This window comes from Zoogloea sp. (assembly GCF_023150065.1).
Taxonomy (GTDB): Bacteria; Pseudomonadota; Gammaproteobacteria; order Burkholderiales; family Rhodocyclaceae; genus Zoogloea.
The window spans coordinates 19,097-38,007 of the sequence record NZ_JAKLLN010000017.1 but is presented as its reverse complement, the minus strand read 5'-3'; the positions used below and the strand labels follow the sequence as shown (position 1 = coordinate 38,007).

18 protein-coding genes are annotated in these 18,911 nt (G+C 68.6%); 8 read left to right on the top strand and 10 right to left on the bottom strand.

What is annotated here, in order from left to right:
* Window positions 1-98: 98 nt before the first annotated feature.
* The 4 genes from L6Q67_RS17270 to L6Q67_RS17255 form a co-directional block, all read right to left on the bottom strand.
* Entirely contained in the window at window positions 99-3,164 is a 3,066-nt protein-coding gene (locus tag L6Q67_RS17270) for an MdtB/MuxB family multidrug efflux RND transporter permease subunit (RefSeq protein WP_296572236.1), read from the bottom strand.
* On the bottom strand, window positions 3,161-4,408 hold the full coding sequence (locus L6Q67_RS17265) for an MdtA/MuxA family multidrug efflux RND transporter periplasmic adaptor subunit (RefSeq protein ID WP_296572234.1): 1,248 nt from the start codon (window positions 4,406-4,408) through the stop codon (window positions 3,161-3,163). The genes L6Q67_RS17270 and L6Q67_RS17265 overlap by 4 nt, the downstream gene beginning before the upstream one ends.
* A 293-nt stretch (window positions 4,409-4,701) precedes the next feature.
* The gene (locus tag L6Q67_RS17260) at window positions 4,702-5,256 is read right to left on the bottom strand and encodes a hypothetical protein (protein ID WP_296572231.1); all 555 of its coding nucleotides are present in this window, start codon (window positions 5,254-5,256) and stop codon (window positions 4,702-4,704) included.
* Window positions 5,257-5,259: 3 nt separating this feature from the next.
* Window positions 5,260-6,315, bottom strand: coding sequence for a sigma-54-dependent Fis family transcriptional regulator (locus L6Q67_RS17255; protein WP_296572228.1), 1,056 nt, complete (start codon window positions 6,313-6,315; stop codon window positions 5,260-5,262).
* A 373-nt stretch (window positions 6,316-6,688) separates the two neighbouring features.
* Between L6Q67_RS17255 and L6Q67_RS17250 the strand changes: the two genes are divergently transcribed.
* The 8 genes from L6Q67_RS17250 to L6Q67_RS17215 all read left to right on the top strand — a co-directional run bounded on the left by L6Q67_RS17250 (window position 6,689) and on the right by L6Q67_RS17215 (window position 13,064).
* Entirely contained in the window at window positions 6,689-7,555 is an 867-nt protein-coding gene (locus L6Q67_RS17250) for a MotA/TolQ/ExbB proton channel family protein (protein WP_296572225.1), read from the top strand.
* An 18-nt stretch (window positions 7,556-7,573) separates the two neighbouring features.
* Window positions 7,574-8,002 carry a biopolymer transporter ExbD gene (locus L6Q67_RS17245; protein WP_296572222.1) on the top strand — a complete coding sequence of 143 codons (429 nt, stop codon included), beginning with the start codon at window positions 7,574-7,576 and terminating at the stop codon, window positions 8,000-8,002.
* An 11-nt stretch (window positions 8,003-8,013) separates the two neighbouring features.
* Window positions 8,014-8,445 (top strand): biopolymer transporter ExbD, encoded by a 432-nt coding sequence (locus L6Q67_RS17240; protein WP_296572219.1) that lies wholly within the window; start codon window positions 8,014-8,016, stop codon window positions 8,443-8,445.
* Window positions 8,442-9,089, top strand: a complete 648-nt coding sequence (locus L6Q67_RS17235; protein ID WP_296572216.1) for an energy transducer TonB — start codon at window positions 8,442-8,444, stop codon at window positions 9,087-9,089. Before L6Q67_RS17240 ends, L6Q67_RS17235 begins: the two co-directional genes overlap by 4 nt.
* A gap of 278 nt (window positions 9,090-9,367) precedes the next feature.
* Entirely contained in the window at window positions 9,368-9,880 is a 513-nt protein-coding gene (locus tag L6Q67_RS17230; protein WP_296572213.1) for a rhodanese-like domain-containing protein, read from the top strand.
* Between the two features lie 18 nt (window positions 9,881-9,898).
* Entirely contained in the window at window positions 9,899-10,156 is a 258-nt protein-coding gene (locus tag L6Q67_RS17225) for a helix-turn-helix transcriptional regulator (protein ID WP_296572212.1), read from the top strand.
* A 117-nt stretch (window positions 10,157-10,273) separates the two neighbouring features.
* On the top strand, window positions 10,274-11,203 hold the full coding sequence (locus L6Q67_RS17220; RefSeq protein WP_296572210.1) for a family 2A encapsulin nanocompartment shell protein: 930 nt from the start codon (window positions 10,274-10,276) through the stop codon (window positions 11,201-11,203).
* Window positions 11,178-13,064 carry a family 2A encapsulin nanocompartment cargo protein cysteine desulfurase gene (locus tag L6Q67_RS17215; protein ID WP_296572207.1) on the top strand — a complete coding sequence of 629 codons (1,887 nt, stop codon included), beginning with the start codon at window positions 11,178-11,180 and terminating at the stop codon, window positions 13,062-13,064. Before L6Q67_RS17220 ends, L6Q67_RS17215 begins: the two co-directional genes overlap by 26 nt.
* Window positions 13,065-13,215: 151 nt before the next feature.
* Here L6Q67_RS17215 and L6Q67_RS17210 read toward each other — a convergent pair whose 3' ends face one another.
* The 6 genes from L6Q67_RS17210 to L6Q67_RS17185 all read right to left on the bottom strand — a co-directional run bounded on the left by L6Q67_RS17210 (window position 13,216) and on the right by L6Q67_RS17185 (window position 18,895).
* The gene (locus L6Q67_RS17210; RefSeq protein ID WP_296572205.1) at window positions 13,216-13,623 is read right to left on the bottom strand and encodes a hypothetical protein; all 408 of its coding nucleotides are present in this window, start codon (window positions 13,621-13,623) and stop codon (window positions 13,216-13,218) included.
* A gap of 29 nt (window positions 13,624-13,652) precedes the next feature.
* Entirely contained in the window at window positions 13,653-15,041 is a 1,389-nt protein-coding gene (gene fumC, locus L6Q67_RS17205) for a class II fumarate hydratase (RefSeq protein WP_296572202.1), read from the bottom strand.
* A 95-nt stretch (window positions 15,042-15,136) separates the two neighbouring features.
* Window positions 15,137-16,366 carry an NnrS family protein gene (locus L6Q67_RS17200; protein ID WP_296572197.1) on the bottom strand — a complete coding sequence of 410 codons (1,230 nt, stop codon included), beginning with the start codon at window positions 16,364-16,366 and terminating at the stop codon, window positions 15,137-15,139.
* Window positions 16,360-17,046 carry an ABC transporter ATP-binding protein gene (locus L6Q67_RS17195; protein ID WP_296572194.1) on the bottom strand — a complete coding sequence of 229 codons (687 nt, stop codon included), beginning with the start codon at window positions 17,044-17,046 and terminating at the stop codon, window positions 16,360-16,362. Before L6Q67_RS17195 ends, L6Q67_RS17200 begins: the two co-directional genes overlap by 7 nt.
* Before the next feature lie 38 nt (window positions 17,047-17,084).
* A complete protein-coding gene (locus tag L6Q67_RS17190) occupies window positions 17,085-17,915 on the bottom strand; it encodes an ABC transporter permease (protein ID WP_296572191.1) in 831 nt (276 codons plus the stop codon).
* Entirely contained in the window at window positions 17,912-18,895 is a 984-nt protein-coding gene (locus tag L6Q67_RS17185) for a PhnD/SsuA/transferrin family substrate-binding protein (protein WP_296572425.1), read from the bottom strand. The genes L6Q67_RS17190 and L6Q67_RS17185 overlap by 4 nt, the downstream gene beginning before the upstream one ends.
* Window positions 18,896-18,911: the final 16 nt, after the last annotated feature.

The following is an 18,911-nucleotide window of genomic DNA, read 5'->3' as shown; positions in this document are numbered from 1 at the left end:
CGACGGGGGGAGGGCGACTGAAGTCGCCCCTGCGGGGGAGGTGGGGTTGTGTAGGGGCGACTTCAGTCGCCCGCGGAGCGGGAGCAGCGGCGCGCGGATCATGCGAAGGCGGCCTTCCAGCGGCGGGCGGCCCGGTCGAAGGCCAGGTAGATCACCGGGGTGGTGAAGATGGTGAGCACCTGGCTGAGCAGCAGGCCGCCGACCATGGTGATGCCCAGGGGCTGGCGCAGCTCGGAGCCGACGCCGCTGCCCAGCATCAGGGGCAGGGCGCCCAGCAGGGCGGCCAGGGTGGTCATCAGGATGGGCCGGAAGCGCAGCAGGCAGGCTTCGCGGATGGCCTCGACGGGCGACTTGCCCTGCTCGCGTTCGGCCTCCAGGGCGAAGTCGATCATCATGATGGCGTTCTTCTTGACGATGCCGATGAGCAGGATGATCCCGATGATGCCGATCATGCCCAGCTCATGGCCCGACACCAGCAGCGCCAGCAGCGCGCCCACCCCGGCCGAGGGCAGGGTGGACAGGATGGTGACCGGGTGGACGGTGCTCTCGTAGAGCACGCCGAGCACGATATACATGGTCACCACGGCGGCCAGGATGAGCAGCAGGGTGTTGTCCAGGGAGGCCTGGAAGGCCAGGGCGGCGCCCTGGAAGCTGCTGCGCACGCCCCGAGGCAGGCCCAGCCCGGCCTCGGCGTCGCGGATGGCCTGGACCGCATCGCCCAGGGCCACGCCCGGGGCGAGGTTGAAGGACAGGGTCACCGCGGGAAACTGGCCCAGATGGTGGATGGCCAGCAGGGTGTGGCGTTCGCTGATGCGGGCCACCGACGACAGGGGCACGCTGCGGCCGCCGGCGGCGGGCACGTGGATGTGCTCCAGCGAGGCCGGGCTGGTCTGGAACTCGGGCGCCACCTCCAGCACCACCCGGTACAGGGCCGACTGGGTGAAGATGTTGGACACCTGGCGCTGGCCGAAGGCGCTGTAGAGGGCGTTGTCGATGGCGGCCGGGGTGACGCCCAGGCGGCCGGCGCTGTCCCGGTCGATGTCGATGTAGGCCAGGGCGCCCCGGTCCTGCAGGTCGGAGGCCACGTCGGCCAGCTCGGGCAGGGCCTGCAGGCGCGCCAGCAGGCGGTGTGTCCATTCGGCCAGCTGGGCCTCGTTGGCGCTCTCAAGGCTGAGCTGGTACTGGGTGCGGCTGGCCCGGTCCTCGATGGACAGGTCCTGCACCGGCTGCATGTACAGGCGGGTGTCCAGGCGCTTTTCGGCCAGGCTGGCCTGCAGGCGGCGGATCACCTCGGTGGCGCTGGCGTCCCGCTCGTCGTGGGGCTTGAGGCGGATGAGCATGCGCCCGCTGTTGAGGGTGGTGTTGGTGCCGTCCACGCCGATGAAGGACGACAGGTTGTCCACCGCCGGGTCGGCCAGCACCACGTCGGCCAAGGCGCGCTGGCGCTCGGCCATGGCGTTGAAGGAGGTGTCCTGGGGGGCGTCGGAGATGGCCTGGATGAGGCCGGTGTCCTGTACCGGGAAGAAGCCCTTGGGAATCAGCACATACAGCAGCGCGGTGAGGACCAGGGTGCCCACCGACACGAGCAGGGTCAGGCGCTGGCGGGCCAGCACCCAGTCGAGCATGCGCGCGTAGCGGTCGACGATGGCCTGGAAGAAGGCGCCGTTGTGTTCGTGGTGCCGGCCGGTGGGTTTGAGCAGGCGGGCCGACATCATGGGCGTGAGGGTCAGGGACACCAGCGCCGAGATCAGGATGGACACCGCCAGGGTGATGGCGAACTCCCGGAACAGCCGGCCCACCACGTCACCCATGAAAATCAGGGGGATCAGCACGGCGATCAGGGAGACGGTGAGGGAGATGATGGTGAAGCCGATCTGCTTCGCCCCCTTGAGGGCCGCCTCCAGGGGCGTTTCGCCGTCTTCCACGTGGCGGCTGATGTTCTCGATCATCACGATGGCGTCGTCCACCACGAAGCCGGTGGCGATGGTGAGGGCCATCAGGGTGAGGTTGTTGATGGAGAAGCCGGCGGCGTACATCACCGCGAAGGTGCCCACCAGGGACAGGGGCACGGCCACCGCCGGGATCAGGGTGGCGGTGAAGCTGCGCAGGAACAGGAAGATCACGCCCACCACCAGGGCCACGGCCAGCACCAGCTCGAACTGCACGTCGCGCACCGAGGCGCGGATGGAGGTGGTGCGGTCGGTGAGGAGGCGCAGATCCACCGAGGTGGGCAGGTCGTCGGCCAGGGCCGGCAGCAGGGCCTGCACCCGTTCTGCGGTCTCGATGACGTTGGCGCCGGGCTGGCGATGGATGTTGATGATGACCGCCGGGCTCTTGTCGGCCCAGGCGGCGAGGCGGGTGTTCTCCACGCCCTCCATCGTCTCGGCCACATCGCCCAGGCGGATGGGGGCACCGTTGCGCCAGGCCAGGGTGAGGCGGCGGTAATCCTCGGCGGACTGGAGCTGGTCGTTGGAATCCAGGGTGGTGGCCTTCACCGGGCCGTCGAAGCTGCCCTTGGCCATGTTCACGTTGGCGTTGGCGATGGCCGTGCGCACGTCCTCCAGGCTGAGCCCGGCGGAGGCCAGGGCCTGGGGGTTGACCTGCACCCGCACGGCCGGGCGCAGCCCGCCGCCGATGGTGACGAGGCCGATGCCCGGCAGCTGGGAGATCTTCATGGCGATGCGCGTATCCACCAGGTCGGCCAGGCGGGCCATGGGCAGGCTGCCGGAGCTGACGGCGAGGGTCAGGATGGGCGCGTCGGCCGGGTTGATCTTGCTGTACACCGGCGGCATGGGCAGGTCCTGGGGCAGGAAGCTGCCGGCGGTGCTGATGGCCGCCTGTACCTGCTGCTCGGCCACGTCCATGCGCAGGGCCAGGTCGAACTGCAGGGTGATGACGGAGATGCCCTCGCCGCTGGTGGACGACATGCGCTTGAGGCCGGGCATCTGGCCAAACTGGCGCTCCAGGGGCGCGGTGATGGCCGAGGTGGTGACTTCCGGGCTGGCGCCGGGGTAGCGGGTGGCGATTTGGATGGTGGGGTATTCGACCTCCGGCAGGGCCGACACGGGCAGGAGGCGCAGGGCGATCAGACCGACGAGGAGGATCGCCAGCATCAGCAGCGAGGTTGCCACCGGCCGGAGGATGAAGGGGCGCGAGGGGTTCATGCCGGTTTCTTGCGCTCGCGACGCTCACCGCCGGGGCCGCCGTTGCCGCGCTGGCGCGACTCTGGCGAGGCGAGCTCGACCTGGGCGCCGTCGCGCAGGCGGTCCACGCCTTCGATAACGATCTTCTCGCCGGCGGCCAGGCCGGATTCGATGCTCACCGTGTCGGCGGTGGCCGGGCCGAGGACCACCGGGCGCACGCTGGCGGTCTTGTCCTGCTCATTGACCACGTACACGAAGCTGCCCTGGGCGCCCTTGAGGATGGCGGCCGAGGGCACCAGCACCGCGTCGTGGCGGGTGTCCACGCGCAGCCGGGCGCTGACGAACTGGTTGGGAAAGAGCACGCCGTCGGTGTTGTCGAACTGGGCCTTGAGGCGCACGGTGCCGGTGCTGGTGTCGATGAGGTTGTCGGTGCTCACCAGGCGTCCGGTGGCCAGCTTGCGCCGACCGTCCCGGTCCCAGGCTTCGACGCTGAGGGCCTTGCCGGCGCGGCCCTGGATGGCCGGCAGGTGGGCGGCGGGCACGGAGAACAGCACGGAGATGGGGCGGGTCTGGGTGAGGATCACCAGGCCGGTGGCGTCGCTGGCACGCACCATGTTGCCGGCGTCCACCTGGCGCAGGCCCAGGGTGCCCTCGACCGGGGCGGTGACCCGGGTGAAGCTGAGGTTGAGGCGGGCGGTGTCCACCAGGGCCTTGCCGGTCTGCACCGTGCCTTCGAGCTGGCGCACCTGGGCTTCCTGGGCGTCCACCTGCTGGCGGGCGATGGAGTCCTTGGCCAGCAGGCCCCTGTAGCGTTCCAGGTCGAGCCGGGCATTGGCCAGCAGGGCCTCGTCGCGCTTGAGCTGGCCGCTGGCCTGCTCCAGGGCGGCGGCGTAGGGGCGCGGGTCGATCTCGGCCAGCAGCTCGCCGGCCTTCACGGTCTGCCCCTCGCGGAAGGCGATGCGCTGGATTTGTCCGTCCACCCGGGGCTTGAGGGTCACGGTGTTGAAGGCGGTGACGGTGCCGATGGCGTTGACGCTGATGTCCATGTCGCCGCTGCGGGTGGTGGCGGCCAGCACCGGCACCGGCCGGTTGCCGGCCTCCCGGTTGCGCCCGCCCTTGCCCCTGGGCGGGCCATCGGGGCGGCCGCCGGGTGCGGCTTCGGCGCTGGCGGCCTGGGCGGGGGCGGCGCCGCGGTAATAGAAGGCACCGGCGGCCGTCGTGGCGGCGACCAGGGCGAGGGTGCTCCAGAGGTACTTCTTTTTCATGACGAGGAATCTGCTTGGCAATAGGGCGCCTGCCGGAATGGGGTGCTCGGGCGCCAGTCCGCGGAATAGAGGCAGGTTTCGTGCCGGGGCTTTAGCCGAATCGAGGCGAAGCTATTTCCGGAGGGGAATAAGCGCTCAAATCCTTGAATTGAATTGATTCAGCCCCACGTCCGAGGAATTGAATCGGAAATAAGGATGAATTGGCCGGGCAATTACGTGGCGGATTTCTCCGCCGTCGGGTTGCCACCGCAGCATTGCTGCTGCCCGGCTGTTGCGCGATCAACAGCGGCGCATCAGGCGTCGGGGCGGAAGCTCCATTTGGGGCTCAGCAGCAGGGCCAGCAGCGACGCGGCGCTGCAGCCCAGCGCCAGCCACAGGATGAAGGGATTGGCGTCGAAGCGCTCCGGATAGATGCGCCAGCCTGCGGCCAGGCCGATGCCATTGCCCCCCGCCACCAGCACGGCGGCGGCAAAGTCGTGAAAGCGCCGCGCCTTGTTGGCGCCCGCCGCCCAGCCGGGGTCGGTGTTGTAGCTGGGCAGGCCGTGGCTGTCCCGCTCCAGGCGCTCGAGGGTGGACAGGAAGCGGCGCAGGTTGGTGATGGCCCGCTCGGCCTTGAAATTGAGGAAAGCCAGGCAGGTGGAGGCCACCGGAAAGCCCAGGATCAACCATTCCACGGGCATGGTGCCCTGGGTGGCCCCCGGTTTGAGGGCCACCAGGGCGGCCAGGATGCTCACCACCAGGGTGACGTAAAGGGCCAGGGCCTGCTGGCGCTGGGCGATTCGGGCGTTGACCTCCTGGTAGGCGGCAATGAAGCGGTAGTTGGCATCAACCCATGATTTGCCGGCCATGGTTCACTCGATCAGCTGCATGCGCTTGAGGTGGGTGCGCAGCACGTTGCGGGAGATGCCGAGGAGCCGGGCGGTGCGCACCTGGTTGAGGTGTTCCCACTGGTAGGCGGTGTGGATGGCGTGATCGACGATGTGGTCGAAGATGCCCTCGTGACCTTCCTCGAACAGGCCCTTGAGGTAGCGGGTGAAGCAATCCTCCAGCTCGGCCGGGGTTTCGGGGGTGTCCCGGGGGCTGCGCTCGATCTGCGGGCCCAGCAGGTGCAGGTCGTCCACCTCGATCTGCTTGCCGTGGAAGACCAGCAGGGCGCGGTGCAGCACGTTTTCCAGCTCGCGGATGTTGCCCGGCCACAGGTAGTCCAGCAGAGCCCGCTCGGCCTGGGGCGACAGGGTGGGTTCGACGATGTCGAGGCGGTGGGCGTATTTGTGGATGAAATGGCGGGCGAGGGGAATGATGTCCCGGGGGCGCTCGCGCAGGATGGGTAGTTCCAGGGACACCACCTTCAGGCGGTAATAGAGATCTTCCCGGAAGCGCCCCTCGGCCACGGCTTTTTCCAGATCAACGTTGGTGGCGGCAATCAGGCGCACGTCCACCCTGACCGGCTTGCGGGCGCCGATGCGCACCACCTCGCCCTCCTGCAGCACGCGCAGCAGCTTGACCTGCATGGGCAGGGGCAGGTCGCCGATCTCGTCGAGGAACAGGGTGCCGCCATTGGCCGCCTCGAACCAGCCGGCCTTGGAATTGATGGCGCCGGTGAAGGCGCCCTTCTCGAAGCCGAACAGTTCGCTCTCGAACAGGGTTTCGGAGAAGGCGCCGCAGTTGATGGCCAGGAAGGGCTGCGTCGCCCGCAGGCTAGAGAGGTGCACCTGGCGGGCCACCAGCTCCTTGCCGGTGCCGGTCTCGCCGATGATCAGGATGTTGGCGTTGCTGGGGGCCACCCGGTCGATAAGGGAGAGCAGCTGCAGGGATTTGGGGTCGGCGAAGACCACCGCACTGGCCCGGATGGATAGCGACACCGAGCGCGGGTCGGGGAAGGTGATGATGTGCGGGGAGTGGTTCATTTTCTGGATGCCGGGTTGTTATTGGTTCAAATTGTAAGTACGGGGTTCCCCGCTCAAGAACAAAGAATTTCTGATTTGTATATCTGCTGACTCACCATCACAACTGTTGAATTCCAAGCAGGAAAGGTGTGCGGTATTCACCATGTTTCAATTCCGGATTCTCGAAAAATAGCCCAGGCTCATGAATGAAAAGGGAAAGTTGAATCTGGCATGGGCCGTGCAATGGGGATTGCATTGGCGTCCGGTCCTCCCGTGGGGAGCGTCTTATTTCCGGCTGTGGCCCCCGCGGCGGCCCGGAAGGCGGGTTGAAAGCGGTTTTTTCAATTCGTCCGTCAGCAATTTTTATTCTTTCTTATCATTCCGGAGAATTAGCATGTTCAATAAAGAGATAACGGCGGGCCGTTCCCGCATTTCGGCACTGCTGGCATCGGCGCTGATCGCCACCGCAGGCCTCACCGCCACCGGCAGCGTCATGGCCCAGTCCAACCCGCCGGCGGTGACGGCGGCTGCCGAGGCGTCGGCCGCGGCGCCCGCTTCTGCCGCCGCAGCGCCGGTGAGCAAGGCCGGCGCCACCGAGTCCGTCGAGAACCCCTACGGCATCGAAGCCCTGTGGAAGGGCAGCGACGCGGTGGCCAAGACCGTGCTGCTGCTGCTGCTCATCATGAGCGTGGGCAGCTGGTACGTGATCATCGTGAAGCTGCTGGAGCAGACCAAGATCGGCCGTCAGGCCAAGAAGACCACCAGCGAGTTCTGGAACGCCGGTTCGGTGCAGCAGGGCGCCGAGAACCTGGAAAGCTCCAGCCCCTTCCGCTTCATCGCCGAGGCCGGCATCGAGGCCACCAAGAAGCATGATGGCCTGCTCCAGCACGTGGGCTTCAACGACTGGGTGACCCTGTCCATCCAGCGCGCCATCGAGCGCATCCAGAGCCGCCTGCAGGGTGGCCTGGCCTTCCTGGCCACGGTGGGTTCCACCGCCCCCTTCGTCGGGCTGTTCGGCACCGTGTGGGGCATCTACCACGCCCTCACCGCCATCGGCGTGGCGGGGCAGGCCTCCATCGACAAGGTGGCCGGCCCGGTGGGCGAGGCGCTGATCATGACCGCCATCGGCCTGGCCGTGGCCGTGCCGGCGGTGCTGGGCTACAACTGGCTGGTGCGCCGCAACAAGGGCGTGCTGGACGAAGTCCGCGCCTTCGGCAGCGACCTGCACTCGGTCATCCTGGCCTCGGCCACCAAGGCCTGAGCCCCGGAGCCGCACGTCATGGCCATCACTGCAGCGCCCGCGGAGGGCGACGATGAGGTGATCGCGGCCATCAACACCACGCCCCTGGTGGACGTGATGCTGGTGCTGCTGATCATCTTCCTGATCACCATCCCGGTGGTGAATACCTCGGTGCAGGTGGAACTGCCCAAGGAGACCATCGAGGTGCGGGAGTCCAAGCCCGAGAACCTGGTGATCTCGGTGGACAAGTCCAACGCCATCTATCTCCAGGACGCCAGGGTGTCGAGCACCCGGGCGCTGGTGGATCAGCTCAAGAAGGTGTCGGTGCAGCAGCCCCAGCCGGAAGTGCAGATCCGCGGTGACCTGACCGCCCAGTACGAAGGCGTGGGCAAGGTGCTGTATGCCTGCCAGCTGGCCGGCATCGCCAAGGTGGCCTTCATTACCGAGCCCCCGGCCCGGGGCAGCTGAAGGAGTCGAACATGGGAATGAATGTGGGAAGCAGCGGGGCAGGCAGCGAGCCCGAGGTGATGATGGACATCAACACCACCCCGCTCATCGACGTGATGCTGGTGCTGCTGGTGATGCTGATCATCACCATCCCCATCCAGCTGCACGCGGTGAACCTCAACCTGCCCGTCGGTACGCCGCCCCCCAGCGACGTGAAGCCGGAGGTGGTGAAGATCGATGTGGACGCGAAGAGCGTGGTCCATTGGCAGGGTGTGCCGGTGGCCAGCGGGGCGGATCTGGAGCAGAAGATGAACGAGGTCTCGGCCCTGGCGGTGCAGCCGGAGGTGCATCTGCGCCCTGACCGGCAGGCGCGTTACGAAGTGGTGGCGAGCATCCTGGCGGCAACCAAGCGCTCGGGGCTCACCAAGATTGGCGTCATTGGCAGCGAGCAATTCATAGAATGAGCACGATTACCGCAAACTACCATTTCCAGCCCAAGGACCCGTCCCGGAGCGCTACCGGTCTGGTCGTCGTCGTCGGGCTGCACATCGTCATCGGCTATGCGCTGGTCTCCGGCCTGGCCCGGGACATCGTCAAGGTCATCAAGAAGCCGCTGGAGGCGGCGGTGATCCAGGAGGTGAAGCTGCCTCCGCCGCCCCCGCCCCCCAAGGTGGTGAAGGTGGAGCAGGCGCCCAAGCTGAAGACCCCGCCACCCCCGGCCTACGTGCCGCCCCCCGAGGTGGCGCCGCCGGCTGCGGCCCCGGTGATCGCGGCCTCCACGCCGACGCCGCCGCCCGAGCCCGCCGTCATCGCCCCGCCGGCGCCCCCCGCACCGGCACCGGTGGCTCCGCCCAAGCCCCAGCGCATGGACATCGCCGCCAGCTGCCCGACCCAGGTGCGGCCCGAAGTGCCCCGGGGCGCCGAAGGGGTGAGCGGGGTGATCCGCGCCCAGGCCACCATCCGCGATGGCGTGGTCAAGGAAGTGGCGATCCTGTCCGGCCCCAAGGTGTTTCATTCGGCAGTGCGTTCGGCCATGCTGCAGTACAAATGCGTGTCCGGCGAAGCCGACATCGTGGCGGTCCAGCAGTTCGTGTTCGAGGCCGGCTGAGGCTCCTGGTGGGGGCGACTGAAGTTGCCCCCCTACAAGTCGCCCCGTTGTGTGCTGTCGGACGACGCGTCAAACGGATGAGATCAGGTTCAATTCAACCCCCACCGGGAGAGTCACCGCTCTCCCGGTTCCTTTGCAGGATTTCTGCGTTGCATATCATCAGCCGGTTGCAAGGCTTCTGAATTCTTCTTGGTTCGTGTGGCACGAGCCCCTCGCTATCGTTCTCCCATCGGCTGCGCACACAGGGGTGCCGGCCACACAATTTCGGGAGAACCCAAATGCTCGATTCCAGTCTTGCCGCCGTCTCTGGCAGCACCCCCGTTCCGCCGGCTTCCGGCAGCGCCGACATCGCCGAAACCGTTCTTGAGCAGGCCCGTGAGCACGCCCGCGCCGAAGGTCTGCCCTATGCCGGCGGTGTTTCTCCGGCCGATGCCTGGACCCTGATCAGCGACGGCCGGGCCGTGCTGGTGGATGTGCGCACCGCCGAAGAGCGCAAGTTCGTCGGTCAGGTGCCCGCCGGGCTGCATGTGGCCTGGGCCACCGGCACCGCCATGAATCGCAACCCGCGTTTCGTGAAGGAGCTGGAGGCCAAGGTCGGCAAGGATGAGCTGGTGGTCTTCCTCTGTCGCAGCGGCAAGCGCTCGGCGCTGGCGGCCGAGGCGGCGGCAAAGGCCGGCTTCACCCGGGCCTTCAACATCCTTGAGGGTTTCGAGGGTGAGATCGACGCCGGGCAGCGCCGCGGCGGCCTGGGCGGATGGCGTTTCCACGGCCTGCCGTGGATCCAGGACTGAGCCGCGGTGCCTCCCCCCATGACCGACATTTCCCCCTCCGCCGTGCCGGGCCCCCTGGCGCTCCGCTTCGGTGCCGTGGTGCGCCACCTGCGCGAGGAGCAGGGCTGGTCCCAGGAAGAGTTTGCCGAATATGCCGATCTCAACCGTGGCTATATCGGCGAGATCGAACGGGGCGGCTCGATGCCGTCCCTGGGCACCGTGGGCAAGCTCGCCCTGGCCCTCGGCCTGCGCCCCTCGCTTCTCATCTCCCGTTTCGAACATCTCTCGGTGGAGTGAGCTGCCGCTTTTCCGCCCCGTGATGGCTATAGCCGGTTGAACGGAGGCGGGGCAGGCACGACACTCGGTTATTCGATTTATTCATAACGTTTCCCGTTTTTTTGATAAGGAGTTTCCATGGCCGACCATCACGACGCCCCGACAGCCCTTGGCGATAACGCCGCCCGGCAGTTGGCGAATGCCACCAAGACCGTCCCCCAGCTGTCGACCATCTCCCCCCGCTGGCTGGTGCATCTGCTCCAGTGGCTGCCCGTCGAGGCCGGTATCTACCGCCTCAACAAGGTCAAGAACCCCCGCGATGTGCGCGTGGCCTGCTCCCAGCGCGACGAGTCCGAGCTGCCCCAGACCTTCGTTGACTACGACGAGGCGCCCCGCGAGTACTTCCTCAACGCGGTCACCACCATCCTCGACGTGCACACCCGCGTCTCCGACCTCTACAGCAGCCCCCATGACCAGATCAAGGAACAGCTGCGCCTGACCGTCGAGACCATCAAGGAGCGTCAGGAAAGCGAACTGATCAACAACCCCGACTACGGCCTGCTGGCCAACGTCCAGGACGATCAGCGCCTGTCCACCCTCACCGGCGCCCCGACCCCGGACGATCTGGACGACCTGCTGACCAAGGTGTGGAAGGAGCCCGGCTTCTTCCTGACCCACCCGCTGGCCATCGCCGCCTTCGGCCGCGAGTGCACCCGCCGCGGCGTGCCGCCCCCCACCGTGAGCCTCTTTGGCGCCCAGTTCCTGACCTGGCGCGGCATTCCGCTGATTCCGTCGGACAAGGTGCCGGTCGAGGACGGCAAGACCAAGATCATCCTGCTGCGCACCGGCGAGAAGCGCCAGGGCGTGGTTGGCCTGTTCCAGCCCGGCCTGGCCGGCGAACAGACCCCGGGCCTGTCGGTGCGCTTCATGGGCATCAACCGCAACGCCATCTCGTCCTACCTGATTTCCCTGTATTGCTCGCTGGCCGTGCTGACCGACGATGCCCTGGCTGTCCTCGAAGATGTGGAGATCGGCAAGTACCATGACTATCCCGACACCTACAAGTGAGGGGCTCGCCGGCCTGGCCGGCGCGGTGCCTGCCGGTGTGCCGGATGAGCTGAGCCTGGCGCGGCTGGCCGGCGAGTTCTTCGCCGCGCTGCCTACGGGCCTCGCCGGCCCGCTGGCATCCCGCCTGCCGGGTGGCGCCAGCGCCCCGGCGCCGGAGATCGTTCCCCCCGGCAATGTCGGCCCGACCCTGACCGCCGCGGCGCCGGTGGCGCCCGTGCGGGCCGAGTCGGTGCCCATCGACCACGGCGCCGCGGCCGGCCGGCCCGGTGCGCCGGCGCTCGGCGTGCCCGAGGCCTACGCTGCGGCCCTGCCCACCTTCAGCCCGCCGGCTTCAGCGCCGCCGCTGGCCCCGTCCACGCCCTATTACTTCCTGGGTGAGGCCGGCGCCGTGCAGTCGGCACCGCAGGCCGTGGGTGCGGCACCCACCGCCGAGAACCGCGTCGTGCCCCAGTCCTTCGGGCTGCCGGGCGAGGCCGAACTGCACCAGATCCTCGCCGAACTCGGCGGTGATCGTCGCAGCGCCGCCGCGGCCCAGCCGGGCAACGTGCCGGGGCAGTTCTACTTCCTCGATACGGCCGGGGTGTCCAACCGGGACGCGGCTGTGCCGGTCGTGCCGGCATCGGCCCATCCGGCCTTCGACGTGCACGCCGTGCGGCGGGATTTCCCGATCCTGCAGGAGCGCGTCAATGGCCGGCAGCTGATCTGGCTGGACAACGCCGCCACCACCCACAAGCCGCAATCGGTGATCGACCGGCTGGCGTATTTCTACCAGCACGAGAACTCCAACATCCACCGGGCCGCCCATGAACTCGCCGCCCGGGCGACGGATGCCTATGAGGGGGCGCGCAGCAAGGTGGCGCGCTTCATCGGGGCGGCGTCCACGGAGGAGATCATCTTCGTGCGCGGGGCCACCGAGGGCATCAACCTGGTCGCCAAGACCTGGGGCTGGCAGAACGTGGGCGAGGGCGACGAGATCATCGTCTCCAACCTCGAACACCACGCCAACATCGTGCCCTGGCAGCAGCTCGCCGCCGCCAAGGGGGCCAAGCTCAAGGTGATCCCGGTGGATGACACCGGCCAGGTGTTGCTCGACGAGTATCGCAAGCTGCTCACCAGCCGCACCAAGATCGTGTCGGTGACCCAGGTCTCCAACGCCCTCGGCACCGTGGTGCCGGTGAAGGAAATCGTCGCCATGGCCCACCAGGCCGGTGCGCTGGCGGTGGTGGACGGGGCCCAGTCGGTGTCGCACATGCGGGTCAATGTGCAGGACATCGACGCGGATTTCTTCATCTTCTCCGGCCACAAGGTGTTTGCTCCCACCGGCATCGGCGCGGTGTATGGCAAGCGGGCGATCCTGGAGGACATGCCGCCCTGGCAGGGCGGTGGCAACATGATTGCCGACGTGACCTTCGAGAAGACCATCTACCACGGCCCCCCGACCCGTTTCGAGGCCGGCACCGGCAACATCGCGGACGCGGTGGGCCTGGGCGCGGCGATCGACTACGTGGAACGGATCGGCATGGAGAACATCGCCCGCTACGAGCATGACCTGCTGGTGTACACCACCCGTGCGCTGCTCACCGTGCCCGGCCTCAAGCTGATCGGTACCGCGAAGGACAAGGCCAGCGTCAGCTCCTTCGTGCTCGATGGCTACCGTCCGGACGAGGTGGGCAAGGCCCTCAACGAGGAAGGCATCGCGGTGCGCTCCGGCCACCACTGCGCCCAGCCCATCCTGCGCCGTTTCGGGCAGGAAGCCACGGTGCGGCCGTCCCTGGCCTTCTACAACACCTGCGAGGAGATCGATACCCTCGTCGCGGTGCTGCACCGGCTGGCCCGGGGCAAGGGGCGGGTCGGGCGCTGATCCGGGTCTCGGGTGGCAAAAAAAGAGCTGGCGGCGCGGGAAGGCCGCCAGCTCCAACAGTGCGAGTTGAGGAAGCTCGCAGGCAGAGACAACAGGGCCGGCACGCGGGCGCGTGTCCGGAATTTCAATCTATTTGATGCACCGTCCCGGATCAGCGCAGGCGCCGGGCGACCGGGCGTTCATCGCAGGGCGGCTCTCCGGGCTGCATGTCGGCCCGGGCCAGGCGCTGCACCAGCACGACGAACTGGGGGCGCCATTCGGGCCGGCTTTCGGCAAAGCGCTCCAGCTGCATCAGGGGCTGGTGGGCGTGGTTGAGGCAATGAACCCGCCAGTGCCAGGGCAGCTGGCGGTCGAGGGCGGTGGCGAGCAGGGTCTGGAAGCTCTGTTCGCTCATCCGCCAGGGGTGCAGCCGATCGGCCAGGCAGGCTTGCCGGCCGATCTCCAGGTAGGCCGCGATCAGGCGTGGTTCGTCGGGCGTGAGGCCCAGCCGGATCCGCGTGCCCAGCCAGCGCCAGTGTTCGGGCAGACGCCGGATGCTGCTGTGTTCCAGAGTGTGCATTGGAGGCTCCTGTGGCAAGCGCCCGTGCTTCAGGGGCGCCCGACCATCTGCCGTGGATCGATCCAGCGATCGAAGTCTTCGGCGCTCACGTGGCCCAGGGCCAGGGCGGCGTCGCGCAGGCTGCTGCCGTCCTTGTGGGCCTTCTTGGCAATGGCCGCGGCCTTGTCGTAGCCGATGTGGGGGTTGAGGGCGGTGACCAGCATCAGCGAGTTGCTGACCAGGTGGGCGATGCGCTCACGGTTCGGTTCGATGCCCACGGCGCAGTGATCGTTGAAGCTGCGGGCACCATCGGCGAGCAGGCGCACACTCTGCAGGAAGTTGTGGGCCACCATGGGGCGGAACACGTTGAGCTCGAAGTTGCCCGAGGCGCCGCCAAAGTTGATGGCCACGTCATTGCCGAAGACCTGGGCGGCGAGCATGGTCAGTGCCTCGCTCTGGGTCGGGTTGACCTTGCCCGGCATGATGGACGAGCCCGGCTCGTTCTCGGGGATGCTCAGTTCGCCGATGCCGCTGCGGGGGCCGCTGGCCAGCCAGCGCACGTCGTTGGCGATCTTCATCAGGCTGGCGGCGAGGGTCTTGAGGGCGCCGTGGGCGTGCACCAGGGCGTCGCAGCTGGCCAGGCTCTCGAATTTGTTGGGCGAGGTGACGAAAGGCAGGCCGGTGAGGGCGGCCAGCTCATTCGCCACGGCCTCGGCGTAACCGGCGGGGGCGTTGAGCCCGGTGCCTACGGCGGTGCCGCCCAGGGCCAGTTCGCTCAGGTGGGGCAGGGCCGCGCGCAGGTGGCGCTCGCCGTGCTGGAGCTGGGCCACCCAGCCGGAGATCTCTTGCCCCAGGGTGAGGGGCGTGGCGTCCTGCAGGTGGGTGCGGCCGATCTTGACGATGTCGTCGAAGGCCCGGGATTTTTCCTCCAGGGTGGTCTGCAGCAGGCGCAGGGACGGCAGCAGGCGGTGCTCAATGGCTTCCACCGCGGCCAGGTGCATGGCGGTGGGGAACACGTCGTTGCTCGACTGGCTGCGGTTTACGTCGTCGTTGGGGTGGACCTTGCGCCCTTCACCGCGGCTGCCGCCCATGAGCTCGCTGGCCCTGTTGGCGATGACCTCGTTGAGGTTCATGTTGGTCTGGGTGCCGGAGCCGGTCTGCCACACCACCAGCGGAAACTCCTGGGGGTGGTGGCCGGCGATGACTTCGTCGGCCGCCTGGATGATGGCGGCGGCGCGGGAGTCGTCGAGCAGCCCCAGGCGCTGGTTGACCCGGGCCGAGGCGCGCTTGATGCGGGCCAGGGCGCGGATGATCTCCACCGGCTGGCGCTCGCCGGAGATGTCGAAATTCTGCAGGGAGCGCTGGGTCTGGGCGCCCCACAGGCGGTCGGACGGGACGGCGACGGGGCCGAAGGTGTCGTGTTCGATGCGGGTGTTCATGGCGCTCTCCGTGGTGGGTGTTCTTCTTTATAGGGCGCCCGGGGGCGTCTCCTGTGTGCCACGGAGATAGAATATCAAATAATAATCATTCTCGTTTAAGTTTTTGTCACGGCTTCGTCGCACCCCTGTCGACCGTCCGGGCGGGGCAATGCCAGCACCGGGAAGGAGCGGGCCAGGTAGAGGCCCCAGGCCAGCAGCCACAGGCTCCCGGCGATCAGGATGAGCCGCGGGTAATGTGCGCTGCCGGCCGGGAGCCCGGCGAGGCTGCGTGCCAGGGCGGCCAGCAGGATCAGCAGCCCGGCGGCAGGCACCCAGGGGCGCGGGTCGAGGCCCCAGCCGCTGTGCATCCGCCCGGCCGCCACCATCACGATCTGGATGGCCAGGCCGAGTGCGCCGACGAGCAGCAGATGCCGTCCGGCGCTGCCCCAGGGCTGCCCGGCGAGCAGGCCGATGCCGATGAGGGCGTAGCCCAGCCCCATGCACCAGTACACCAGGTAGGCAATGAAGACCCAGCGCTGGAACAGGGCACGGCCCACGTGCCAGTCGTTGAGCAGGTTGAACACGGCCGCCGCGGTGGCGAGGGCCAGCCAGCCGGTGGTGCTGCCCGGCGGCAGCACGAACTCGGCGGCGCTGAACAGGGCGATGGTGAAGATCGCCAGGCTGCGCCGGGGTGGGCGGGCCAGGTAGGGGGCGGCGATGCCACCCTGATCCGTGAGCACGTCATTGACCAGGCGCATGGAGATGCGACTCAGGGCCACCACGATCAGGATCATCAGCAGCCCGGTGGCCAGGTGCAGCCAGGGCAGCGCGTCTGCGCCCCGCAGCAGGGTGAGGTGAAAGCCCGCGTGGCACAGGCCGAGGGCCAGCAGGGTATGGAAGAAGGCCAGGTGCCGGCGCTGGGGTGAGCGCCACAGGGGGCCGGCCACGTGGAACAGCAGCAGCCCCATGAAACCCAGGTCGGCCACGGCCGCGGGCAGAGGGCCCAGCACGCCCGACAGGGCCCAGCCCAGCCGGCCGGCCAGCCATAGCAGGGTCAGGCGGACGAGGGCGCCCCGGCCAATGGGCGCGCAGCCGGTGAACTCGACCACCGCGGTGAGCAGGAAGCCGGCAATGGAGGCGGTGGCGAAGCCGAAGATCATCTCGTGGGCGTGCAGCACGATCGGCCCGCCGGGGGTGTCGGGTGCCGGCAGCCACCCCGACAGCACGGCCAGCCACAGGGCCATGCCCAGGAAGGCGGAGACGGCGGTGGCCAGGAAGAAGGGCCGGAAGGGGCAGATCCACAGATCCGGCAGGAGGCGGAGCGGGCGCCGGGGGTGGTTCAGCATGGGGGCAGGCCGAAGGCGGCGCGGATGCCGGGTTCGCGGATGAAGCGGGCGGTGTGGGCAAACACCCAGTCCTCGCTGCGCCGGGCGGCGGGCTCGTCGATGGCGTGGCTGGCGACGATGCGTCCCGGGCTGCCGGCCATCACCAGGATGCGGTCGGCCAGGCGCAGGGCTTCCATCAGGTCGTGGGTGATCATCAGCACGGCACAGCCGTGGGCTGCCCGCTGGCGGGCGAGCAGGCCGTAGAGCTCGCTCTTGAGGCCGATGTCCAGGGCGGCGAAGGCTTCATCGAGGAGCAGCAGGTCGGGCTCCACCGCAAACACCCGGGCCAGGGCCGCCCGGCTCTGCATGCCGCCGGAGAGGGCGCTGGGGTATTTGTCCAGGTCCTCGTCGGCAAGCCCCATCTCCAGTGCCAGGCGCCGGGCCGTGGCGTGGCGCCGGGGGGCGTTCTCGCCCCGCGCCTTGAGCCCCAGCGCGATGTTGTCGAGGGTGCGCTTCCAGGGCAGCAGGCGCGGCTGCTGGAACATCATGGTGCTGCGCGTGAAACTGTTGTGGACCTTGCCCTCCCAGGGGTCGAGCAGGCCGGCGGCCAGGTTGAGCAGGGTGCTCTTGCCGCAGCCCGAGGGGCCGACCAGGGCCACGGCCTCGCCGGGGGCCACGCTCAGGTGGATGTCCTCGAGCACCCGCTGGTAGCCGAAGCGGTGGCTGAGGGCGTCGATTCTCAGCTGCTTGATGATGCGAACTCCCGCCAGGACTCCACCCGCCGCTTGACCGGTTCGAGGAGCAGGTATTCGATGGCCAGCAGGCTGCCCACCAGGGCGACGATCCAGGCCATCGAGGCGGCGGTATCCAGGTGGCTGCGGGACACGGCCAGGGCGGCGCCGATGCCGTCCTCGGTGGACAGCAACTCGGCCATGACGACGATCTTCCAGGACATGCCGAGGGCCGAGATCCAGGCCGGAAACAGGTAGGACACCACGTGGGGCAGGATCACGTCGGTGAGGCGCATCCAGGGGGGCAGGCGAAAGGCGCGGGCGAGTTCCCGAAGCTGGCCGTCCAGGCTGCGGGTGCCCTGCATGGCGCCCACGAAGATGATCGGAAAGCAGGCGATGAAGACGGTGAACACCGGGGTGCCGTCCCCCGCGCCGAACCACAGCAGGGCCAGGATCAGCCACGCGATGGGGGGCATGCCGACGAGCAGCGTGACCAGGGGCCGGGCGGTCATGGAGGCGGTGACGGACAGCCCGGCGAGCAGCCCGAGCAGGCTGCCGATGCCCACCGACAGGGCAAAGCCGGCCAGGGCCCGGCGTGCGGTGACGGCGATCTCGGGCCAGGCCTGGCCATCGGCGAGCAGCTGTTGCAGGCGGGCCAGCGCCTCCAGGGGGCGGGGGAGGATCAGTTCCCCCAGGTGCCCGGCGGTCATGTCCCACGCGGCGAGGAAGAGGCCGATGCTGGCGATGGAGCCCCAGCCGCTCCACAGGTAGTTCCCCGTGGCGCCGAGGGCCCCGGTGGCGTGGCGAAGCAGGCGTTGGGCCGGGCGCGCCGGCCTCATTGGCCGCTGCCGTAGAAGCTGTCGTCGGGGAGCTTGCCGCCGACCAGGGCCGGATTGCGGGCGTGCAGCTGGCCGAGGAAGAACACCAGCTCGGGCCGGGCCGCGGCGGCGGACACGGCGCGCATCTGCCCGGCGGCGATGCCGTCGGCCACCGCTTCGGGGCTGAGCAGGTCGATGCGCCGTGCCACCATCTCGCCGCACTTCAGGGCGTTCTGGGTGCACCAGGCCAGGGAGGCCGCGTAGGCCGCGGTGATGCGTGCCTGCAGGGCATCGTCGGTGGCGGCCCGGCCCACGGCGGCCACCCCGGCCTGGGGGATGCGTGCCTCGCGCTTGAGCAGCCGGCCCCATTCCTGTTGCAGGTCTACGCTGCGGTGCAGCTCCGGCGCCACCATGCTGACCGGGAAGGAGCGCGTCTTGCGCAGGGCCATGGACACGGCGGGCTCGGCCAGCAGGGCGTGGTCCACCCGGCGGGTCACCAGCAGCTGCATGGCATCCAGGGGCGAGGCCACGTAGCGCAGCTTGAAGTCCTTGCGCGGGTCGAGGCCCTGCTTCTCGGCGAGCAGGCCGAAGACGATGTCGGGCATGTCGGCGCGGAAGGGCATGGCGATCTCCTTGCCCTTGAAGTCGGCCAGGCTGCGGGCATTGGCGTCGCGGGAGACCATCCACAGCACGCCCCAGGTGGATACGTTGAGGAGGCGCAGGCCGACGCCGCGGGCGTGGAGGTTGGCGGCCACGTTGGTGGGCATGGCGACGAAATCGGCCTTCTTGCCCAGCACCATCAGCCGCAGCTGGTCCGGGTCCTTCCAGGGCTGAAACTCCACGCTGTCGGCCACGTCCTTGAGGGCGCCGGTCTCGACCATGTGGATCAGCGGCACCGACACGGAGGCGGCCGGGCCGGACAGGACCAGGCGTGGCAGGCGCTCTGCTGCGGCGGGCAGGCTGGCGGTGCCGAGCAGGGTGGTGGCGAGGGCGAGGAGCAGGCGGCGGCGGGTTTTC

Bases quoted from the DNA above. Each gene is read 5' to 3' on its own strand.
- L6Q67_RS17235 (WP_296572216.1), top strand. From the start codon at position 8,442: ATGAGCACGATTACCGCAAACTACCATTTCCAGCCCAAGGACCCGTCC.
- L6Q67_RS17220 (WP_296572210.1), top strand. From the start codon at position 10,274: ATGGCCGACCATCACGACGCCCCGACAGCCCTTGGCGATAACGCCGCC.
- L6Q67_RS17265 (WP_296572234.1), bottom strand. From the start codon at position 4,408: ATGAAAAAGAAGTACCTCTGGAGCACCCTCGCCCTGGTCGCCGCCACG.
- L6Q67_RS17200 (WP_296572197.1), bottom strand. From the start codon at position 16,366: ATGCTGAACCACCCCCGGCGCCCGCTCCGCCTCCTGCCGGATCTGTGG.
- L6Q67_RS17210 (WP_296572205.1), bottom strand. From the start codon at position 13,623: ATGCACACTCTGGAACACAGCAGCATCCGGCGTCTGCCCGAACACTGG.
- L6Q67_RS17190 (WP_296572191.1), bottom strand. From the start codon at position 17,915: ATGAGGCCGGCGCGCCCGGCCCAACGCCTGCTTCGCCACGCCACCGGG.
- L6Q67_RS17215 (WP_296572207.1), top strand. From the start codon at position 11,178: ATGACTATCCCGACACCTACAAGTGAGGGGCTCGCCGGCCTGGCCGGC.
- L6Q67_RS17225 (WP_296572212.1), top strand. From the start codon at position 9,899: ATGACCGACATTTCCCCCTCCGCCGTGCCGGGCCCCCTGGCGCTCCGC.
- L6Q67_RS17230 (WP_296572213.1), top strand. From the start codon at position 9,368: ATGCTCGATTCCAGTCTTGCCGCCGTCTCTGGCAGCACCCCCGTTCCG.
- L6Q67_RS17240 (WP_296572219.1), top strand. From the start codon at position 8,014: ATGGGAATGAATGTGGGAAGCAGCGGGGCAGGCAGCGAGCCCGAGGTG.
- L6Q67_RS17255 (WP_296572228.1), bottom strand. From the start codon at position 6,315: ATGAACCACTCCCCGCACATCATCACCTTCCCCGACCCGCGCTCGGTG.
- L6Q67_RS17270 (WP_296572236.1), bottom strand. From the start codon at position 3,164: ATGAACCCCTCGCGCCCCTTCATCCTCCGGCCGGTGGCAACCTCGCTG.
- L6Q67_RS17260 (WP_296572231.1), bottom strand. From the start codon at position 5,256: ATGGCCGGCAAATCATGGGTTGATGCCAACTACCGCTTCATTGCCGCC.
- L6Q67_RS17250 (WP_296572225.1), top strand. From the start codon at position 6,689: ATGTTCAATAAAGAGATAACGGCGGGCCGTTCCCGCATTTCGGCACTG.
- fumC (WP_296572202.1), bottom strand. From the start codon at position 15,041: ATGAACACCCGCATCGAACACGACACCTTCGGCCCCGTCGCCGTCCCG.
- L6Q67_RS17245 (WP_296572222.1), top strand. From the start codon at position 7,574: ATGGCCATCACTGCAGCGCCCGCGGAGGGCGACGATGAGGTGATCGCG.